This is a genomic window from Actinoplanes palleronii, assembly GCF_016862315.1.
GTDB classification, from domain to species: Bacteria; Actinomycetota; Actinomycetes; order Mycobacteriales; family Micromonosporaceae; genus Actinoplanes; species Actinoplanes palleronii.
Map to the genome: position 1 here is coordinate 1 of NZ_BOMS01000115.1, position 17,770 is coordinate 17,770.

General features: G+C 71.9%; 22 protein-coding genes and 1 pseudogene. 16 read left to right on the forward strand and 7 right to left on the reverse strand.

The window, feature by feature from the left end; all coding sequences use genetic code 11:
* Positions 1 to 89 precede the first annotated feature (89 nt).
* A complete protein-coding gene (locus Apa02nite_RS35155; protein WP_203828966.1) occupies positions 90 to 839 on the reverse strand; it encodes an NUDIX hydrolase in 750 nt (249 codons plus the stop codon).
* Between the two features lie 107 nt (positions 840 to 946).
* Between Apa02nite_RS35155 and Apa02nite_RS35160 the strand changes: the two genes are divergently transcribed.
* Positions 947 to 1,924: a Gfo/Idh/MocA family protein gene (locus tag Apa02nite_RS35160; protein ID WP_203828921.1), complete on the forward strand. Its 978-nt coding sequence runs from the start codon at positions 947 to 949 to the stop codon at positions 1,922 to 1,924.
* Between the two features lie 229 nt (positions 1,925 to 2,153).
* Here Apa02nite_RS35160 and Apa02nite_RS35165 read toward each other — a convergent pair whose 3' ends face one another.
* The 3 genes from Apa02nite_RS35165 to Apa02nite_RS35175 form a co-directional block, all read right to left on the reverse strand.
* Complete coding sequence (locus tag Apa02nite_RS35165; protein ID WP_203828922.1) at positions 2,154 to 3,161, reverse strand: inorganic phosphate transporter; 1,008 nt, start codon at positions 3,159 to 3,161, stop codon at positions 2,154 to 2,156.
* A 2-nt stretch (positions 3,162 to 3,163) separates the two neighbouring features.
* Entirely contained in the window at positions 3,164 to 3,790 is a 627-nt protein-coding gene (locus tag Apa02nite_RS35170; protein WP_067686269.1) for a DUF47 domain-containing protein, read from the reverse strand.
* A gap of 82 nt (positions 3,791 to 3,872) precedes the next feature.
* On the reverse strand, positions 3,873 to 4,805 hold the full coding sequence (locus Apa02nite_RS35175; RefSeq protein WP_203828923.1) for a PI-PLC domain-containing protein: 933 nt from the start codon (positions 4,803 to 4,805) through the stop codon (positions 3,873 to 3,875).
* A gap of 102 nt (positions 4,806 to 4,907) precedes the next feature.
* Between Apa02nite_RS35175 and sigJ the strand changes: the two genes are divergently transcribed.
* Positions 4,908 to 5,792, forward strand: coding sequence for an RNA polymerase sigma factor SigJ (sigJ, locus tag Apa02nite_RS35180; RefSeq protein WP_203828924.1), 885 nt, complete (start codon positions 4,908 to 4,910; stop codon positions 5,790 to 5,792).
* On the opposite strand, the gene Apa02nite_RS35185 is transcribed toward sigJ, so the two are convergent.
* The gene (locus tag Apa02nite_RS35185) at positions 5,775 to 6,281 is read right to left on the reverse strand and encodes a DUF402 domain-containing protein (RefSeq protein WP_203828925.1); all 507 of its coding nucleotides are present in this window, start codon (positions 6,279 to 6,281) and stop codon (positions 5,775 to 5,777) included. The two genes, sigJ and Apa02nite_RS35185, sit on opposite strands and share 18 nt — an antisense overlap.
* Positions 6,282 to 6,336: 55 nt before the next feature.
* Here Apa02nite_RS35185 and Apa02nite_RS35190 point away from each other — a divergent pair, with 55 nt between their 5' ends.
* The 3 genes from Apa02nite_RS35190 (at position 6,337) to Apa02nite_RS35200 (ending at position 9,674) form a co-directional block, all read left to right on the forward strand.
* Positions 6,337 to 8,331, forward strand: a complete 1,995-nt coding sequence (locus tag Apa02nite_RS35190) for an ATP-dependent DNA helicase (RefSeq protein ID WP_067686277.1) — start codon at positions 6,337 to 6,339, stop codon at positions 8,329 to 8,331.
* Positions 8,328 to 8,741, forward strand: coding sequence for an NUDIX domain-containing protein (locus Apa02nite_RS35195; RefSeq protein WP_203828926.1), 414 nt, complete (start codon positions 8,328 to 8,330; stop codon positions 8,739 to 8,741). The genes Apa02nite_RS35190 and Apa02nite_RS35195 overlap by 4 nt, the downstream gene beginning before the upstream one ends.
* Before the next feature lie 162 nt (positions 8,742 to 8,903).
* Complete coding sequence (locus Apa02nite_RS35200) at positions 8,904 to 9,674, forward strand: hypothetical protein (protein ID WP_203828927.1); 771 nt, start codon at positions 8,904 to 8,906, stop codon at positions 9,672 to 9,674.
* Positions 9,675 to 9,682: 8 nt separating this feature from the next.
* Here the strand turns inward: Apa02nite_RS35200 and Apa02nite_RS35205 are convergent, their stop codons facing one another.
* Positions 9,683 to 10,057, reverse strand: a complete 375-nt coding sequence (locus Apa02nite_RS35205) for a DsrE family protein (protein WP_067686286.1) — start codon at positions 10,055 to 10,057, stop codon at positions 9,683 to 9,685.
* Positions 10,058 to 10,071: 14 nt separating this feature from the next.
* On the opposite strand from Apa02nite_RS35205, the gene mtfM reads away from it, so the two are divergent.
* Together mtfM and Apa02nite_RS35210 are read left to right on the forward strand one after the other, a co-directional pair.
* Positions 10,072 to 10,176, forward strand: a complete 105-nt coding sequence (gene mtfM / locus Apa02nite_RS52025; protein ID WP_269748318.1) for a small membrane protein MtfM — start codon at positions 10,072 to 10,074, stop codon at positions 10,174 to 10,176.
* A complete protein-coding gene (locus tag Apa02nite_RS35210) occupies positions 10,173 to 10,775 on the forward strand; it encodes a heme-binding beta-barrel domain-containing protein (RefSeq protein ID WP_067686315.1) in 603 nt (200 codons plus the stop codon). The genes mtfM and Apa02nite_RS35210 overlap by 4 nt, the downstream gene beginning before the upstream one ends.
* A 40-nt stretch (positions 10,776 to 10,815) precedes the next feature.
* Here the strand turns inward: Apa02nite_RS35210 and Apa02nite_RS35215 are convergent, their stop codons facing one another.
* A complete protein-coding gene (locus Apa02nite_RS35215; protein ID WP_203828928.1) occupies positions 10,816 to 11,556 on the reverse strand; it encodes an aminotransferase class IV in 741 nt (246 codons plus the stop codon).
* Positions 11,557 to 11,611: 55 nt separating this feature from the next.
* On the opposite strand from Apa02nite_RS35215, the gene Apa02nite_RS35220 reads away from it, so the two are divergent.
* The 9 genes and pseudogenes from Apa02nite_RS35220 (at position 11,612) to Apa02nite_RS35260 (ending at position 17,746) form a co-directional block, all read left to right on the forward strand.
* Positions 11,612 to 12,010, forward strand: a complete 399-nt coding sequence (locus Apa02nite_RS35220) for a Fur family transcriptional regulator (RefSeq protein ID WP_083970996.1) — start codon at positions 11,612 to 11,614, stop codon at positions 12,008 to 12,010.
* Positions 12,011 to 12,018: 8 nt separating this feature from the next.
* A complete protein-coding gene (gene ygfZ, locus Apa02nite_RS35225; protein WP_067686318.1) occupies positions 12,019 to 13,038 on the forward strand; it encodes a CAF17-like 4Fe-4S cluster assembly/insertion protein YgfZ in 1,020 nt (339 codons plus the stop codon).
* A 21-nt stretch (positions 13,039 to 13,059) separates the two neighbouring features.
* Entirely contained in the window at positions 13,060 to 13,893 is an 834-nt protein-coding gene (locus Apa02nite_RS35230; RefSeq protein WP_203828929.1) for a beta-keto acid cleavage family enzyme, read from the forward strand.
* Positions 13,890 to 14,801: an asparaginase gene (locus Apa02nite_RS35235; protein ID WP_203828930.1), complete on the forward strand. Its 912-nt coding sequence runs from the start codon at positions 13,890 to 13,892 to the stop codon at positions 14,799 to 14,801. The genes Apa02nite_RS35230 and Apa02nite_RS35235 overlap by 4 nt, the downstream gene beginning before the upstream one ends.
* Positions 14,802 to 14,869: 68 nt before the next feature.
* Positions 14,870 to 15,220, forward strand: a pseudogene (locus tag Apa02nite_RS35240) (helix-turn-helix domain-containing protein); the annotation flags it as partial.
* Positions 15,221 to 15,321: 101 nt separating this feature from the next.
* Positions 15,322 to 15,801 (forward strand): hypothetical protein, encoded by a 480-nt coding sequence (locus Apa02nite_RS35245; protein ID WP_067686301.1) that lies wholly within the window; start codon positions 15,322 to 15,324, stop codon positions 15,799 to 15,801.
* Positions 15,802 to 15,862: 61 nt separating this feature from the next.
* Positions 15,863 to 16,168: a DUF2516 family protein gene (locus tag Apa02nite_RS35250; protein ID WP_232343951.1), complete on the forward strand. Its 306-nt coding sequence runs from the start codon at positions 15,863 to 15,865 to the stop codon at positions 16,166 to 16,168.
* A 130-nt stretch (positions 16,169 to 16,298) separates the two neighbouring features.
* Positions 16,299 to 17,183, forward strand: coding sequence for an alpha/beta fold hydrolase (locus Apa02nite_RS35255; protein ID WP_067686307.1), 885 nt, complete (start codon positions 16,299 to 16,301; stop codon positions 17,181 to 17,183).
* A gap of 131 nt (positions 17,184 to 17,314) precedes the next feature.
* Entirely contained in the window at positions 17,315 to 17,746 is a 432-nt protein-coding gene (locus tag Apa02nite_RS35260; protein ID WP_203828931.1) for a hypothetical protein, read from the forward strand.
* Positions 17,747 to 17,770 lie beyond the last annotated feature (24 nt).

The window sequence follows — 17,770 nt, forward strand, 5'->3', positions numbered from 1 at the left end:
CCCGTCCGCGTTCCGGCACCACCCCCGCGTCACCCTGATCGCGTGCCCGTGCCGCCCACGCACCCCCCACCGCCCCCACGACACCCCCGCTACAGCGTGAGCGTCGCCGTCCCGTCCGTACCGATCTCGATCCGAGGCATCACCGGATTGGCCGCGTCCCGCCCCGCCGAAGCCGCCACCACCCCCGCAATGCTCAGCGCCGCCGCGATCTGAGCCACCGTGTGCCTCGTAGGCGGCAACATCGGCAGCTCCGCCGACTTCGCCGGATCGATCCACGCGGTCCGATCGGCCTCCCCGGACACGTCCCGAGCCTCCTGTGCCTCCGGCAGCAACGCCACGAAGAACCACGTGTCGAACCGCTTCGGCTCGAACTCCGGTGTCACCCACCGCGCCCACGGCAGCAACAGGTCGTCCCGCAGTCGCAGCCCGCGCCGTTCCAGCAGCTCGGCCATGGTCAGTTCGCGGCGCAGCACCGCGGCCCGGTCCGACTCCCACGTCGGATCGTCGACGTCGGCGACCGTCCGGTCCGGTTCCGCCGCCGGGCCGGCCAGCACCACACCGGCCTCCTCGAAGAGCTCCCGGGCCGCCGCCCCGACCACGGCCCGGGCCTGGTCCTCCGGGACGCCCAGTCGCTGCGCCCAGTCGTCGCGCAGCGTCTCGGGGCGGTCCGACGGATCGACGCCACCGCCCGGGAACGCGTACACGCCGCCGAAGGCCATCGTGGTCATCCGGCGCAGGACGTACACCTGAAAACCGGGACCGGACGGCCTCAGCAGGACCACGGTGGCGGCCGGGCGGGCCGGCACGGCCGGACCGGTGAAGTCCCGGGCCCGTTTCATCATCGCGGCGGGGAGCGGCATGGAAAGCGGGATCGGCTCGGTCACCGGTCGATCCTGCCACGCGTGAACCTGCCACCGGTGCCGCCGCGGGCGATACGGTAACGATCATGACGGGACAGAACGTTCGCTGGGGCATTCTCGGACTCGGCGGGATCGCCGCGACCTTCGCCGCTGACCTTCCACTGGTGCCGGGGGCCGAGCTCGCCGCGGTCGGCTCACGCAACCAGGCGACCGCCGACGCGTTCGCCGAGCGGTACGGCTTCGCCCGCGCCCACGGCTCCTACACCGCCCTGGCCACCGACCCCGACGTCGACGTGGTCTATATCGCCACCCCGCACGCGTTCCACCTGGCCGGCGCCCTGGAGTGCATCGAGGCCGGCAAGGCGGTGCTGGTCGAGAAGCCGATCACGCTGGACCTGGCGTCCGCGGCCCAGCTGGTGCAGGCGGCCCGCGCCCGCGGGGTGTTCCTGATGGAGGCGATGTGGATGCGCTGCAACCCGGCCATCCGCAAGATCACTGAGCTGATCGAGGAGGGTGCGATCGGCTGGGTCAGCGCGATCCACGCCGACTTCGGTCTGCAGGGACCGTTCGCCGCCGACCACCGGCTGCGCGCCCCCGAGCTGGGCGGCGGTGCGCTGCTCGACCTCGGCGTCTACCCGATCCACCTGGCCCACCTGATCCTCGGCTCGCCCGCCTCGGTGCAGGCCTGGGCGCACCTGACCCCGGAACGCGTCGACGAGCACACCGGTGTCCTGCTCGGCTGGCAGTCCGGCGCGATCGCCGCGCTGACCTGCAGCATCAACGGTGCCAGCCGCAACGCCGCGTCGATCACCGGCACCGAGGGCCGGATCGACATCCCGCCGGGCTTCATGGTGCCGCGCTCGTTCACGCTGAGCCGCCCGGACAAGGCCCCCGAGACGTACGAGTTCGACTTCCCGGGCAGCGGCTACCAGTTCGAGGCCGCCGAGGTGCAGCGCTGCCTGGCCGCCGGAGAGCTGGAGAGCCCGCTGGTCACCCAGACCACCACCCTCGAGGTGATGAACCTCCTCGATTCGATCCGCGACCAGGTGGGCGTCACTTACTGAACCCCATTTGGTACGAATACCGAGCGCTCGCCCGCAGGCTACGAGCCACGTCCCGCCCGTGAGGCCACCGCGAGACCGCGGCCCGCTCCGGACCGCGGCGCGGCTCACGGTCCCGGCTGTGCCTCAGGGGTGTCTCCGCGCTGCGGAGACACCCCTGAGAGCCAGCCAAAGCCCGGTGGCGCGCCGCGGTCCGGAGCGGCGCGGGCCTCGCGTCCGTACCGGAAAGGGCTTATGCGAACAGCGGCCTGGTGACGAAGTAGAAGATGCAGGCGAGCAGGGCCGCGGCGGGGAACGTGGTGATCCAGGCGATCACGATGTTGCCGGCGACGTTCCAGCGGACCGCGCTCAGGCGTTTCGTCGCGCCGACGCCCATGATCGCTGAGGTGATCGTGTGGGTGGTCGAGATCGGGGCGTTCAGGACCCAGGCGTTGAAGTACAGGACCGAGCTGGCGACCGTCTCGGCGGCGAAGCCCTCGGCCGGGCCCAGGTCGATGATCTTGCGGCCCAGCGTGCGGATGATGCGCCAGCCGCCGGTGTACGTGCCGGCCGCCAGCATCGTGGCGGACGCCCAGTAGACCCACTGCGGGATGTCCGTGGCGTTGTCCTGGAACCCGCCGGTGTAGAGCGCCAGCACCACGATGCCCATGGTCTTCGCCGCGTCCTGCACGCCGTGACCGATCGCCATCATCGCGGCGGAGACGGTCTGCGCGTGCCGGAAACCGCGGTTCAGCTTGCCGGGGTGGCCGCGCCGGAACGCCCACATCAGGCCGACCATGAAGAGGAAACCGAGGATCAGGCCGACCACCGGGGAGAGCACCATCGGGACCAGCACCTTGGTGAGGATGGTGGTCCACTGGACGCTGCCGATGCTGGCGACCACGGTCGCGCCGACCAGCCCGCCGAAGAGCGCGTGCGACGAGCTGGACGGCAGGCCGAAATACCAGGTGACCAGGTTCCAGGCGATCGCGCCGAGCACGCCGGCGAAGATGATGCCCAGGCTGGGGATGCCGATCGGCAGGTCGACGAGGCCGTCGCCGACCGTCTTGGCGACGTTGGTGCCGAGGTGGGCGCCGACGAAGTTGCCGACCGCGGCCATCGCCAGGGCGACCCGCGGGGTGAGCGCGCGGGTGCTGACGCTTGTCGCGATCGCGTTCGCCGCGTCGTGGAAGCCGTTGGTGTAGTCGAACACCATCGCCGCGAGGATCACCGCCAGGACGGCGACGAGTTCCGGAGACAAGCTCAGGACTCCTTGACGGCGATGGTCTCGACAGTGTTCGCCACGTGCTCGAACGCGTCGCAGGCCGCCTCCAGCTCGTCGGCGACCTCCTTCATCTTCAGCACGGTCAGCGCGTCGTACTCGCCGGAGAACAGCCGGACCAGCAGCATCCGGTACGCCCGGTCACCGTCGTTCTCCAGCCGGTTGATCTCGATCCAGTAGTCCTCGAGATTCTTCATCGAGCGCAGCCGCGGCATCGCCTCAGAGGTGATCTTCGCCTGCTGGTCGAGCACCGTGATCAGCTCGTGCATCTCCCGGGGCAGCGACGGCAGCTCGGTGAGCCCGTACAGGTAGAGCAGGTTGCCGACCGCCTCCAGGTGGTCCATCACGTCGTCCAGCTGGGAGCCGAGCGAATAGATGTCGGCCCGGTCGAACGGCGTGATGAACGTGGAGTTGATCTTTTTGTACAGCTCGTGGGTGATCGCGTCGCTGTCGTGCTCGACGTCGCTCAGCCGTTCACTGACCGACTGCACGTCGACGCCGGGCAGGGTCAGCTCATTGAGCAGCTCGGTGCCCTTCACCAGGTTGAGCGAGGCCTTGGTGAAGAGGTCGTAGAAGACGCCCTCTACGGGACGGAATGAGAACTTCACGGCAGGGACCTCGATTGACAGGTTCGCTTGATCTCCGCAGGCATGCTATCGGTCCCCGGGAGTTCACCCTTTCGACACGGTGCTAAACCGGCCCCGCGTGCGGCCGGGACGCGCCCGGACGCGGGGCCCGAACCGGCAGCTCAGCCCGGGTGGCCTGGCCGGTGGGGTGTTTCCGCAGGTGCTTGGCCAGTCCGTGCAGGTCGGTGTCGGCGATCACATCCACGCCGGCCGCGCTCAGCTCCGCCCAGATCGCGGCCCGGGCCCGGCGGGAGCCGTCCGGCAGGCCGCTGATCCGTACCGTGCGGCCGTCCGCGTGTGCCGCCTGGACCAGCGCGTGCAGCTGGTGGCGCTCCTCGGCGGTGATCGGCTCGCAGCCGTCCCAGCCGAACCGGCGGGTCCACGACTCGGTGAGCACCGGTGCCAGCTCGGGCGGGGCGGCGCAGGCCGGGTCCAGGTCCAGGTCCTCGAAGGAACCCTCGGCGAACGCGTACCGGACCGGCTGGGCGGCGAGCAGGTCGCGGACGTTCACGATGCCGGCCACCGTCACGGTCACCACGCCCGGCGTCAACTCGCCGCCGGCGCTGCGGCTGAGCAGGGGCGCGTGGTCGCGCAGCTGCTGGTCCAGCATCCGGTAGGCGCGCAGCAGCGAGTCGGTGTCCCGGTTCGGCCCGGTGAACTCGACGACCAGCTGGAACGGGGCGCGCTGGTCGTGCCAGAGCCGCCCGGCGGTGGCTTGGGCGCGGGTGAACAGCGGCGCCAGCACGAGCCGGCGCAGGGTACGGCCGGGCTGCGGGTCGCCGGGGCCGAGGAACAGCTCGCCGTGCGGGCCGGGGACCACCCGCACGGTCATCCCGCCCAGGCCGAGCCGCAGCACCGGCGGCAGCGGGTCGGTGAGCCGGTCCGGGATCAGGGCGTGCCCCTGGGGGAGGCAGGTCCGGGGCCGGCGGGCCAGGGCGACCGACATGGCGCCGCCCGCGCCGGCGAGTCCGGCGAGGCTGCCCGCGAGAGTCGCCATGTCCTGCACGTGCGCCCACCCATCCTAATAGTACTAAATGTGCCGTTTCATACTGTGGCACAGGTGATACCCGACCCCGGGCAGGCCGCGCAGAATTGCCCCATGCCGTCGCCGACCGCCACCGAGTTCCAGACCCACCGCGCGTACCTGACGGCGGTCGCCTTCCGGATCATCGGCAACCGGGCCGAGGCCGAGGACGCCGTCCAGGAGGCCTGGCTGCGCTTCGCGCAACAGGCCGACGTGCGGGATGCGCGGGGGTGGCTGACCACTGTCACCTCACGGATCTGCCTGGACCAGCTCAATTCCGCCCGGGTACGCCGTACGTCCTACCCGGGGGAGTGGCTGCCCGCGTTCACCGTCGACCAGGACGCCGACCCGGCCCTGTTCGCCGAGCGCGCCGACCAGGTCAGCGTGGCGCTGCTGGTGGTGCTGGAGCGGCTCACCCCGGAGCAGCGGGTCGCGTTCGTGCTGCACGACGCGTTCGGGGTGCCGTTCGACGAGGTCGCCACGGTGCTGGACACCACGGCGGCGGCGGCCCGGCAGCACGCCTCCCGGGGCCGGCGCGCGGTGGCCGACGGCGGGGTGCGGCACACCGCCGGGCTGGCCGAGCAGCGCCGGGTGCTGGCGGCGTTCCTGACCGCGGCGCAGAGCGGTGACCTGATCGCGCTGGCCGCGGTGCTGGCGCCGGACGTGGTCGCGATCAGCGACGGTGGCGGGCTGGTGCGCAGCGCGCTGCGGCCGGTCTTCGGCCCGGAGAAGGTCGGCCGGTTCTTCCACGGCCTGCTCACTCACCGGCTGGCCGACGTGGCCGACCTCGAGGTGGCGCCGGTGCTCGTCGAGGGCGGCGCCGGGATGCTGCTGCGCGGCCGGCGCCCGGACGGGGCGCTGCTGCTCGCGGTGCTCACCGTCGCGGTCGAGGACGGCCGGATCACCGGGCTCTTCACCCAGCAGAACCCGGAGAAGGTCCGCCTAGTCGGTGACCTCTGAGAGGTGCTTGCGGTAGTGCGTGGCGAACGGCTCGGTGCCGTCGCCGAGCTTCACCATCAGCTCCCGGGCGGCCGCGTTGGCGTGGCCGACCAGGTCGTCCTGGTACCCGAAGAGGATCCGGTGCTCCTCGAACTCGTCCTCGTCGCGCAGCTCGACCAGACCGGACTCGCGGCGGCGCACCACGTCCAGGTCGAGGTCGATGATGTGCACGGTGTCACCCTCCCAGCGGGCCGGGGTGGTGATGTCGCAATACACCTCGCTGGTCCGCGGCGGCGGGTTGAACATGCCGGTCCACCAGGAGTCACGCGGGATGAGCAGGATGAACGGGATCTGCTCGACGGAGGGCCGGCCGTGGTAGACCGACGCGGTGCCGTGCGTCACGCCGACCCAGACGCCGAGGTCGTCCTCGGCCAGGCGGCGGGCCGGATAGTCACGGTGAGCTGATCCGTCGTACTTGGTGTAGATGACCCGGACCATCTCGCTCGACATGGGTGCACCCTAACGGTGACCGGGTTCTGTCGGTGGTCCCGGGTACGGTTCCTGGGTGCCCGCAGCTACCAAGAAAAAGGCGACCGCCGAGCAGCTCCTCGCCGCCGCGGTCGGCGCCGTTCCCGGGGGCTCCACCCGCCCAGGTCAGCAGGCCATGGTGGCGGCGATCGAGAAGGCCATCCAGGACCGCGAGCACCTGCTGGTGCAGGCCGGCACGGGCACCGGGAAGAGCCTCGGCTATCTGACCCCCGCGCTGCTGGTGGAGGGCCCCGTGGTGGTCTCCACGGCCACCCTGGCCCTGCAGAATCAGCTGGTCGAGCACGATTTGCCGCGGCTGGCCGCGGCGGTCGAGCCGGTGCTCGGGCGCAAGCCCTCGTTCGCCGTCCTCAAGGGCCGGCACCACTACCTCTGCATGGCCAAGCTCGAGCACGTCGACGCGGAGGCGCCGACCGACACGCTGTTCGACGACGCGCCCGCGCCCAAGGCCGGGCAGTGGCTGGGCGAGGCGGGCAAGCTCGGCAAGCAGGTCCTGCGGATCCGGTCCTGGTCGGAGAAGACACAGACCGGTGACCGCGACGAGCTCGACCCGGGCGTGGACGAGGCCGCCTGGAAGTCGGTCTCGATGCCGGCGCGGGACTGCGTCGGCGCGGCCCGGTGCCCCTATGGGCAGGAGTGCTTCGCCGAGGCGTCCCGGGTCCGGGCCCGCGAGGCCGACATCGTGGTCACCAACCACAGCCTGCTCGCCGTCGACATGCTCGCCGAGCGGCACATCATCCCGCCGCACAAACTGCTTGTCGTCGACGAGGCGCACGAGCTGGCCGACCGGGTCTCCTCGGCCTCGCAGGCCGAGCTCACCCCGGAGGCGATCGAGCGGGCCGGCCGCCGCGCCCGCACGATGATCCCGCCGTCCGCCGCCGAGTCGCTGGCCGAGGCGGCCGACGCGCTCACCGTCGGGCTCGCCGACATCCCGGCCGGCCGGCTCACCGCCGGGCTGCCGGACGCGCTGCGCCAGCCGGTCACCCTGCTCGAGTCGGCCACCCGGGCCGGCCTGAGCGCGATCGGCGACATCAAGGCCGACGATCCCGACCCGGTCAACAAGCAGCAGGCCAAGGCGGTGCTCGACGAGCTCTCCAAGACCGCCCAGCGGCTGCTCGAGGAGGACGACTACGACGTCGCCTGGGTGGAGAAATCCGAGTTCGGCTCGGGCCGCCGCGCGCTGGTGGTCGCACCGCTCTCGGTCGCCGGCACACTCGCCCAGGCGCTCTACGAGGACCGGACGGTGGTGGCCGCCTCGGCCACGCTGACCCTGGGCGGCCGGTTCGACACGGTGGCCCGGTCGCTGGGCCTGCCCGCGCCGACCGCGGAGGCGTCCTCCGGCGACGGCTGGACCTCGCTGGACGTCGGCTCCCCGTTCGACTATCCGAAACAGGGCATCCTCTACGTCGCGGCGCACCTGCCCCGCCCCGCCGCCTCCGGGCTGCCGGACGCCGCCGGCGAGGAGCTGCTGCGGCTGGTCGAGGCGCTCGGCGGCCGTACTCTCGGGTTGTTCTCCTCGCGCAAGGCGGCGACCCAGGCCGCGGAGCTGCTGCGCGCCAAGACCGACCTGCCGATCCTGCTGCAGGGCGAGGAGACGCTGCCGATCCTGGTCCGCAAGTTCCGGGAGGAGAAGGCGAGCTGCCTGTTCGGCGTGATGTCGCTCTGGCAGGGCGTGGACGTGCCCGGCGACTCCTGCCAGCTCGTGGTGATCGACCGGCTGCCGTTCCCCCGGCCCGACGAGCCGCTGGCCGCGGCCCGCTCGGCCGCCGTCGACTCGGCCGGCGGCTCCGGTTTCGCCAGCGTGAGCGTCCCGATCGCGGCGGTCCGGCTGGCGCAGGGCGTGGGCCGGCTGATCCGGTCGACAGGTGACAAGGGTGTGGTCGCGGTCCTCGACTCGCGGCTGGAGACGGCCCGCAGCTACGGCGCGTTCCTGCGCAAGTCGCTGCCCCCGTTCTGGTATACGACCCGGCCCGAGGTCGCGGTCGGCGCGCTGACCCGGCTGGCCAAGTCGTGATCCGGGTCGCGTGCACGTTCCTGGTCGACGCGACCGGCGCGTTGCTGCTGCAGCTGCGCGACGAGTTCGCGCCGTATTACCCGAACGTCTGGGGCCTGCCCGGCGGCGCGATCGAGGCGGGGGAGACACCTGCCGAGGCGGCCGAGCGGGAGCTGCTCGAGGAGGCGAGCGTGCGCGCGGCCGAGCCGCTGCTGCTCTTCGAGCGCCAGGACCTGCCGGCACAGGACCGGGAGAAGCACTATTTCCACGGCCGCACCACGGCCACCCAGGCCGACGTGGTGCTGGGCGAGGGCGCGGCGATGCTGTTCGTCCCGGCCGCCGAGGTGCTGGACCGCCCGTTCACCCCGGGCAGCGCCGAGGTGATCGCCCGCTTCCTGACCTCGTCGGCCTACCGCTCCGCCCTCCGATGACACCGGCTCATCGAGCCGGTCGTCTCCGGCGCCGACGGGGACACGGCGCTGCGGGTGGCCCTTGAGCTGTGACCGGCGCGTGTCACCATGGCTGCCGTGATGGGGCCGGGGAGCGGGTTCGGGGTGCCGGGGGCAAAGCGGACGCGTCGGTGGCTGCTTGCGGTGGTGGCGGGCTGGGTGGTGGTGCTCGCCGGGGTGTCGTGGTGGTCGGTGCGCAACGATCCGGCGACCGTGCCCGAGCAGCGGGACGCCGGGCAGGCGATGGCGCCGCTGCGGAAGGCGGCCGGGACCTTGCTGGCCGCCGCCGAGAACGGGCCGTGGGTGATCCGGCTCGGGGCGCCGCACGTCGAGACCTGCCGGCTGACCCCGGTGCGCGACGGGCGCCGGGCCGGGCAGGACGTTTTCCTGTACGTGCCGCAGGGGCAGGCCGAGGCCGCCCTCGACCAGGTCGCGGCGGCGCTGCCCGGCGACTACCGGGCCGGTGTGGTGCCGACCAAGGCGGGGACGCGGCTGGCGCTGTACGCCGACGCCGGTGACTTCATCGCGGTCGAGGCACACGCCGAACCGGCCGATCAGGTGCTGACCCTGTCGGCCGACACCGGATGCCGGCCGCCGGGGGTGACCACGGCGGCGACCGGTCCGGCGGCGGGACCGGCGCCCGCGACGCTCACCGAGACTGTGGTGGCGCTCGGCGGGACGGCCGCCGCCGAGGTGTCGGTGGAGTCGGCCGGGTGTCCCGAGGGCGGGGTGGCGGCCACCTATCGAGCGACCGCCGGGGCGAGCGGGGATCGGCCGGTCGGGGTGCCCGCCGGTACGACGGTGGTGTGGTCCTCGGCGGGCGGCTGGGCGTACCGAAAAGGATCCGCATCGGTCGTGGTGGACGCGAACGGTGAGCGTCTGCAGGTCGCCGTGACCACCGCCTGCGAGTCGTAGAACCAGCGTCAGTAGACGAGGGCCTGGGCGCCCTCGGACATGATCTCCTCGACGAACACCGCGGCGCCGGCGATCCGGATGCCCGGGATGACGTCGGCCGGGCCGATGTCGCGGCGGGCCACGCACTGGGTGCACGCGGTGATCCGGCCGGCCTCGAGCAGCACCTCGATCAGGTCCGGCAGCGGCGCGGCGTGCGGCAGCGCGAACTCGGCGGCCCGGCCGGGCAGCGCGAACCAGGTGGACTCGCCGGTCAGCCAGAACGACACGTCGACCCCGGCGGTCGCCGCCGTCGTCGCCACGTTGAAGGCCTGGTTGCAGCGTTCCGGCGCGTCCGCGCCGGCGGTGGCCTTGACGACCAGCAAACGTGCCATGCGGGCCAGCATAGGATGGGCCGGACATGGTTACAGAGATCGGGTTCGTGAGCCTGCTGGTCGCCGCGATAGGCGGACTGGCGGGCGGTTTCGGTTATCTGGCAGTGCGAATTTCGAGGGGGCGTTGGTGAGCGGCGAGACGACGGAAACTCCTTTGGACCCGCCGCCGTGGCTGAACGCCCCGCCGGTGGACGCCTACCCCTATGAGGACACCCACGACCTGCGGTCGGGCCCGGACCTGAACCCGGCGTTGCTCGGCCTGCTCCCGTTCATCGGGCTGTGGCGGGGCCGTGGCCAGGGCGGATTCCCGGCGGCGGAGGACTACAACTTCGCCCAGGAGATCCGGATCAGCCACGACGGGCGGGACTTCCTGCGCTTCGAGTCGCGGTCCTGGCTGCTCGACGAGGAGTCGGCGCCGATCGGTCAGGCGCTCACCGAGTCCGGGTTCTGGCGGCCGGTGCTGGTCGACGGCCGGCCCGGCGACGAGATGGAAGCCACGATGATCCGGCCGGACGGCGTCGCCGAGCTCTATCTGGGCAAGGCCGCCACCACCCGGCTGGAGATGGGCACCGACGCGGTCGCGTACACGCCGTCCGGTCTGCACGTCACCGGCGGGCACCGGTTGTTCGGGGTGGTCGAGGGTGCGCTGCTCTACGCGCACGAGATCTCCATCGACAACAGCGACCTGACGCCGCACATGTCGGCGCGGCTGCTGCGCATCGGCGGTTGATCAGGCTCATCAAGAGCTGGTCGAGCTCATCAAGAGCTGATCAAGAAGAGAAGCCCAGCATGGCGAGGAAACGGGGCGTCCACGGTGATCGTGGGCGCTCCGTTCCGTCCAGGGAGATCACTTCGGCGAGGCCGCGCAGGGACGAGGTCAGCCAGATCGCGTCGGCGGTGGCCAGCTCGGGCAGCGTGACCATCCGGTGCACCGGGCGCAGGCCGGCGGACGGGGCGAGCGACAGCAGGTGGGCTGCGGTGATCCCGTCCAGGATGCCCGCCTCGGCGGGTGGGACCGTGCAGAGTTCGTCGCCGGAGAGCCAGACGACCGAGGCGGTCGTGGCTTCCAGGACGTACCCCTCGAGGGAAACCCAGACCACGTCGTCGGCCTGATGCCGCGCCGCCCAGCGGCGAGCCGCGAAGTTGCTCGCGTAGGACAGTGACTTGGCCGCGGACAGTGACCAGGGCGGACGGTGCCCGGCGGCGACGCCGAGGCCGGCGCTGAGCACCCGGACGCCGTCGCGGCGCTCCCGCAGCACCTGCTCGGGGATCGCCGAGACGCCGACGTGCAGCAGGGTGCGGGTGTAGATGATCCGCATGGCGCCGGTCCGGCCCGCGCCGGCGGTGACGTCCACCACGGGCGGCGGGGGCAGGTCGAGCAGCGCGGCCGAGCGGGCCAGCCGGCCCAGGTGCTCGGGCAGCAGCCAGGGCCCGGACTCCCGCAGGTGCAGGGTCTCGAAAACCCCGTCGCCGAGCAGATCGGCGGGTGTTACCAGGATCCGCTCCGTCATCTGTTCGAAACTAGCGAACTATGCTCGTGGAGTGTCCGCCACTTCGTTAGCCGCCATGCTCCGTGAGCGCGGCCTGCGGCTCACCCCGCAGCGCCAGTTGATCTTGGAAGCGGTGCACGAGCTAGGCCACGCGACCCCCGAGTCGGTGCACAACGCGGTCCTCGAACGGGTCGCCGGTGTCAACATCACCACCGTGTACCGGACGCTGGAGCTGCTGGAAGAGCTCGGCCTGGTCAATCACACCCACCTCTCGCACGGTTCGCCCACCTACCACGCGGCCGGCGAGCATCAGCACGTCCACCTGGTCTGCCGGTCCTGCGGGTCGATCGAGGAGATGGACCCGGTGGTGCTGGCGCCGGTCTGTGCGCGGCTGCTCGAGGAACGCGACTTCCGGGTCGATGTCGGACACGTCTCCCTGTTCGGGGTCTGCGGCAAGTGCAAGGAGTCCCAGTGAGCATCGTCATGATCGAGGATCTCGACCCGGGTTCGGCCGACGCGGGCGTGCCCGCGCACCTCGGCGATCCGGTGCGGGAGCAACGGCTGCTGGAGAGCGCGGTCGGCCTGGTCGACCGGTCGAACCGGGACGTGATCGCGGTGCCGGGGGTGGAGCGGGCGAGCTGGCTGCACACGCTGACCACTCAGCATCTGTCCGAGATCTCGGACGGCAGTGAGCTCCTGGTCCTCTCGCCCCACGGGCACGTCGAGCAGCACGCTTTTGTCACCGACGACGGGGTGACCGCCTGGCTGGACACCGAGCCCGGCAGTGGGGCCGGGCTGCTGAAATACCTGGAGATGATGCGTTTCTTCACCCAGGTCGAGCCGCGTCTCGCGACCGCCGAGATCGCGGTGCTGTCGCTCGTCGGCCCGGACGCCGCCGCGCTCTTCCCCGATCTCGCCGAGCCGCGGGTCAGCCCGGTGCCGGGTCCGAAGTTCGCCGCCGGGTCGGTGCCGCCCGAGGCCACGTCGCACTACGCGGTACGCCCGTTCGAGGGCGGCCTGGCCCGCCGGGTCCCGCTCGGCGTCGACCTGCTGATCCCTCGTGCCGCCAAGGACGCGGTGATCGAGAAGCTGGGCGTGCCGCAGGCCGGCCTGTGGGCGTACGAGGCGATCCGGGTCGCGGCCCGGGTGCCCCGGCTCGGCCACGAGACCGACCACAAGACGATCCCCGCCGAGGCCGGGTTCCAGGCCGCGGCCGTGCACCTGGACAAGGGGTGTTACCGCGGTCAGGAGACCATCGCCCGGGTGCACCACCTGGGCCGGCCGCCGCGCCGCCTGGTGCTGCTGCACCTGGACGGGATCGCCACCGACCACCCGCCGGTGCAGGGGACGCCGGTCGAGCTGGACGGCCGGGCGATCGGGTTCATCGGCACCGGGGTCCGGCACCACGAGTTGGGCATGGTCGCGCTGGCGGTGCTCAAGCGCAACGTCCCGGACGACGCGCGCCTGCTCGTGGGGGAGTCGGCAGCCGCCATCGACGCGTGATTCTCGTGGCAGGATGGCCGCATGACCGGGACCTTGATCACCGTCGCCCCGACCGGCGCGGAGAGCGACAAGGCGGTTGTGCCAGCCCTGCCAGTGACCCTGGATGAGCTGGTAACGACCGCGAAGGAGTGCGAGGCGCTGGGCGCCTCGATCATTCATGTGCACATCCGGGACGCCCAGGCCCGGCCGACCCTGGACCAGGGCCGGCTGCGTGCCACCGTCACGGCGTTGCGCGAGTCGACCGGGCTGATCGTTCAGCTCTCCTCGGGCGGCGCGGTGACCGATCCGGAGTCCGACCGGCTGGCCGTGCTGGACGCCGGTCCGGAGATGGCCTCCTGCACGATGGGCACGGTCAACTTCGGTGACGGCGTGTTCCTGAACCGCTGGGAGTTCATCGTCGGCCTGCACACCCGGATGCAGGAGCGCGGCATCGTGCCGGAGTACGAGATCTTCGACCTGGGCCAGCTCACCACCCTGCAGCGGCTGCTGAGCCGGCACGGGCTGCCGTTCGGCGGCCACGTGCACGTCGACCTGGTGATGGGCGTGCCGGGCGGGATGCCCGGCACGGCGGCCGCGCTGGTCGCCTGCGAGCAGGTGATCCGGGACCTGCCGGAGGGCACCACGTTCTCGGCGACCGGGATCGGCCGCAGCACCCTGCCGGTGATGCTGGCCTCGCTGTCGGCCGGCGGGCACCTGCGGGTCGGCATGGAGGACACCGTCACGTACGCGAAGGGCCGCCCGGTCGAGTCGAACATGCAGCTGGTCGCCCGCGCGGTCGGTTTCGCCCAGCTCGCCCAGCGCCCGCCGCTGTCGCCGAGCCAGGCCCGTGAGCTGCTCGGAGTGCCGTCCCGGTGACCGTTGTCGCGGAGGTGGTCCGGTCCGGTTTCGTGGAGAGCGTGCACCACGGTGTGGTCGCCTTCACCGACCGGCCGGGTGTCGGGGAGACCGGGGTCCCGTTCTTCCCCCGGTCGTCGAACAAGCCGTTGCAGACGGTCGGGATGCTCCGCCACGGCCTGGTGCCGCGCGAGGAGACCGACCTCGCCATGATCAGTGCCAGTCACGACGGCGAGCCGTTCCACGTGGAGCGGGTGCGGGGCATCCTGGGCGCCGCCGGGCTGGGGCTCGAGGCGCTCGGCTGCCCGGCCCAGCTGCCGTTCGCTGAGGCGCCGCGGAACGCCTGGCTGCGCAACGGTGGCTCGGCCGAGCCGATCCTGATGAACTGCTCGGGCAAGCACGCCGGGATGCTGGCCACCTGTGTGATCAACGGGTGGCCGCTGGCGTCGTACCTCGATCCCCGGCACCCGCTGCAGGTGGCGCTCGCCGAGGCGGTCAGCGAACTGGCCGGTGAGCCGATCGCGGCGGCCGGGGTGGACGGGTGCGGTGCGCCGGTCCTGGCGATCTCGCCGGTTGCGCTGGCCCGGTCGTTCCAGCGTCTGGTCGAGGCCGCACCGGGCACTCAGGAGCGGCGGGTGGCGGACGCCATGCGGGCGCACCCGGAGCTGGTCGCCGGCACCGACGCGCCGGACACCGTGCTGATGGGCAAGGTGCCAGGCCTGCTGATGAAGAGCGGCGCGGACGGGGTGGTGGCGGCCGCGGTGCCGGGCGCCGGCGGGATCGCCATCAAGATCTCCGACGGTGCGGCCCGGGCCCGGGTGCCGGTGCTGCTCGAGGCGCTGCGGCGGCTCGGCGTCGAGGCGCCGCCGCTGGACGAACCGGTGCTGGGTGGCGGTCTGCGGGTCGGCGAGGTCCGCGCGGCCTGGTGACTCGTCTCACGCTAGCTCTTGCAAGCGTTTGCTTGCAGGAGCTAGCACTCGGGGCTAACTTCGAATACATGGCCACACCCAAGGACCTGCCCCAGGACATCGGGACGTTCATCCGCGACCTGAGGCAGACCGCGAAGATCTCGCTCCGGCAGCTTGCCGACAAGGCCGGGGTGAGCAACCCCTACCTGAGCCAGATCGAGAACGGCCTGCGCAAGCCGAGCGCCGAGGTGCTGCAGCAGATCGCCAGCGCCCTGCGTGTGTCAACGCCCGCGATGTACCTGCGGGCCGGACTGCTCGACGGCGAGGGCCAGCTGGGTGTGCTGGCCGCCATCGCGGTCGACCCGGAGCTCACGATCGCGCAGAAGCAGTCCCTGTCGCAGATCTACGAGACGTTCCGCAACGAGAACTCTCGGAACGCGCCGCTCGCACCGTCGTCCTCCGCCACGGCCGAGACCGCGGACCTGGACGAGCACGAGGCCGGCGCATCCCGGACCACCCCGATCACCGTCGAGGAGACGAAATGACCGAGCAGACCAAGACCAAGATCCCGACCCCGCTGTACGCCGCCGCCGGTGCCGGTGACCTCGCGTACCAGCAGCTGCGCAAGCTGCCGGCCGTGCTGACCGAGCTGAGCGACCGCGCGGTCGCCTCGCTGCGCACCGCCAACGTTCAGGCCACCGAGCTGCAGAAGAAGGCCGCCACCACGGACTTCGACGCGCTGCGCACCAACGCCACCACGGTGGCCAGCACGTTCGCCCAGGTCGCGCAGGAGCGTGCGGTCGCGGCGTACACCGCTCTGGTCGCCCGCGGTGAGAAGGTCGTCGGCAGCGGCGTCATCGAGACCGCCGAGGTCGTCAACGCCGACATCGAGGCCACCGAGCAGCCGCAGGCCGTCGAGGCGGCGATCGAGGAGGCCAAGGCGGTCGAGTCCGCCGAGGCGACCCCGAAGCCGCGCAAGCGCGTCAAGCCCACCCCGGCGACGATCAAGCCGGCCGAGTAAGCATCGCGACATGATCGACGGGCCCCGGCATCGCCGGGGCCCGCGGCATAGACTCTCCGGCATGGCGCCTATTTTCTTCCGAGACGTGCAGGGCTGGATCGAGCTGCTGGTCCTGCTGTTCGCGCTGATCCTGGAGGTCGTGGCGTTCATCCACTGCCTGACCCAGCGCGGCGCCGGCTTCCAGGCCCTCGGAACGCTGCCGAAGGGCGCCTGGGCCGCGATCATCGGCATCTGCGCCCTGCTGACGTGGTACGGCAGGTCCGCATTGGGCATCTTCGGCCTGGTCGGCATCGCTGCCTCGTTGATCTATCTTCTCGACGTGCGTCCCGGCCTGCGGGACATCGCCGACGGCAAGGGCTTCTGGTGACCCTGCCCTCTGTCATGACCCGGCCTTCGGTCGTGGCGCTGCCTTCTGTTGTGGCGCTGCCTTCTGTTGTGGCGCGGCCCTTTGTTGTGGCGCGGCCTTTGGTTGTGGCCCGGCCGGCCCTGGCCCGCGGGTGAGGGGTCGTTTCGGCCCGCCGCCGCCCGACGGTGGGCCGCGCCTGCAGCGCAGCGACGGGACCAGGCCGCAGTCTGGTCGGCCGACGCTGCCGGGCCCGGCCACCGAGACGGTCACGCTGGCCTCCGGTGTCCGCGTCGAGCAGCTGATCACCGGCACCGGCGACCCGGTGACGGTCTTCGCGCACGGGCTGGCCGGGGACATCGCCGGCACCCGCCCGCTGGGCAGCGCGGTCACCGGCCGCCGGGTGTTCTTCCACTTCCGCGGGCACGGCCGCTCCGACATCCCGCCCGGCCCGTGGAGCTTCGGCGACCTGGCCACTGACCTGCGCGGGGTGGCCGACCTGTCCGGGGCGACCCGGGCGCTCGGGGTGAGCATGGGCGCGGGCGCGTTGTGCCGCCTGATCGCCGAGACGCCGGACCGGTTCGAGCGCGCGGTGTTCTACCTGCCCGCCCCGCTGGACGGCCGGCGCTCGGACGCCGCGGTGCAGCGCCTGAACCGGATGCTCGCCTCGGTCGAGTCCGGCGAGGCCGCGATGATCGCCGACGCGGTCGAGGCGGAGCTGCCCGCCTCGGTGCGCAACACCCCGGCCGGCTGGAGCTATCTCCGGCAGCGGGTCGACCAGTTGCAACGGGACGGCCTGGCGGTCGAGCTCGAGACGCTCTGGCCGGAGCCGGCGGTGCCGGACGAGAACCTGCTCCGCGCGTTCCGCGGGCGCGCGCTGGTGATCGGCTGTGAGGGCGACGAGGTGCACCCGTCGGGCTGGGCCGAGCGGCTCGCCACCCTGCTCAGGGCGGATCTGCAGATGTACGACCGCCCCACGGTCCTCTGGACGAACCGCCAGGAACTCCGCGACCGGATCTCGGTTTTCCTGAACAGCTGATCCGGCAATTTAGTGGCTATATGCCCCGAAAGCCGTAACTTTTACCGCTCTCGAGCGATGTTCTCGGCGTGCGCCTGTCCCCTAAATCCGCTTTTATCGGTGTTATTGCGATCGGTCTTCCGTTCGCTGTCGTGGTCGGCTGGGCCCTGGGCACCCCTGTTGCCCGGACAGTGGCGGCCCAGGAAGCCGGCGGCATCGGTGGCAGCGACGCCCTCGGCGGAGCCCCGATCACTGCCGACGCGTCCACCGGCGGTTACGCGTCCCATCCGCCCCGCCCGAACGGGCCGGTCACCACGACCGGCCCCACACCGTCCCCGATCGTGGTGATCAGCAGCAGGGTGATCACCAAGACCGTCACGGTGCCCGGCTCGCCGCTTCCGGTCACCACCACGACCTCCGCGCCACCGCCGGTCGTGATCGAGCCTCCGGTGCCGACGCCGACCCAGATCACCGGCCCGCCGGAGCCGATCCCCACCGACTCGGAGAGCGCCGAGCCGAGCTTCGACCCGGAACCGCCGGTCGACGACGACGAGCCGCGCCGCTCCTGGCGCCGTTTCCGCTAGCCCGCCAGGTCCCGGCCGGGTGTG

Bases quoted from the DNA above. Each gene is read 5' to 3' on its own strand.
- Apa02nite_RS35205 (WP_067686286.1), bottom strand. From the start codon at position 10,057: ATGCTGGCCCGCATGGCACGTTTGCTGGTCGTCAAGGCCACCGCCGGC.
- Apa02nite_RS35215 (WP_203828928.1), bottom strand. From the start codon at position 11,556: ATGACGGAGCGGATCCTGGTAACACCCGCCGATCTGCTCGGCGACGGG.
- Apa02nite_RS35155 (WP_203828966.1), bottom strand. From the start codon at position 839: ATGAAACGGGCCCGGGACTTCACCGGTCCGGCCGTGCCGGCCCGCCCG.
- ygfZ (WP_067686318.1), top strand. From the start codon at position 12,019: ATGATCGAGGATCTCGACCCGGGTTCGGCCGACGCGGGCGTGCCCGCG.
- Apa02nite_RS35230 (WP_203828929.1), top strand. From the start codon at position 13,060: ATGACCGGGACCTTGATCACCGTCGCCCCGACCGGCGCGGAGAGCGAC.
- Apa02nite_RS35245 (WP_067686301.1), top strand. From the start codon at position 15,322: ATGACCGAGCAGACCAAGACCAAGATCCCGACCCCGCTGTACGCCGCC.
- mtfM (WP_269748318.1), top strand. From the start codon at position 10,072: ATGGTTACAGAGATCGGGTTCGTGAGCCTGCTGGTCGCCGCGATAGGC.
- Apa02nite_RS35250 (WP_232343951.1), top strand. From the start codon at position 15,863: ATGGCGCCTATTTTCTTCCGAGACGTGCAGGGCTGGATCGAGCTGCTG.
- Apa02nite_RS35185 (WP_203828925.1), bottom strand. From the start codon at position 6,281: ATGTCGAGCGAGATGGTCCGGGTCATCTACACCAAGTACGACGGATCA.
- Apa02nite_RS35220 (WP_083970996.1), top strand. From the start codon at position 11,612: ATGCTCCGTGAGCGCGGCCTGCGGCTCACCCCGCAGCGCCAGTTGATC.
- Apa02nite_RS35160 (WP_203828921.1), top strand. From the start codon at position 947: ATGACGGGACAGAACGTTCGCTGGGGCATTCTCGGACTCGGCGGGATC.
- sigJ (WP_203828924.1), top strand. From the start codon at position 4,908: ATGCCGTCGCCGACCGCCACCGAGTTCCAGACCCACCGCGCGTACCTG.
- Apa02nite_RS35175 (WP_203828923.1), bottom strand. From the start codon at position 4,805: ATGGCGACTCTCGCGGGCAGCCTCGCCGGACTCGCCGGCGCGGGCGGC.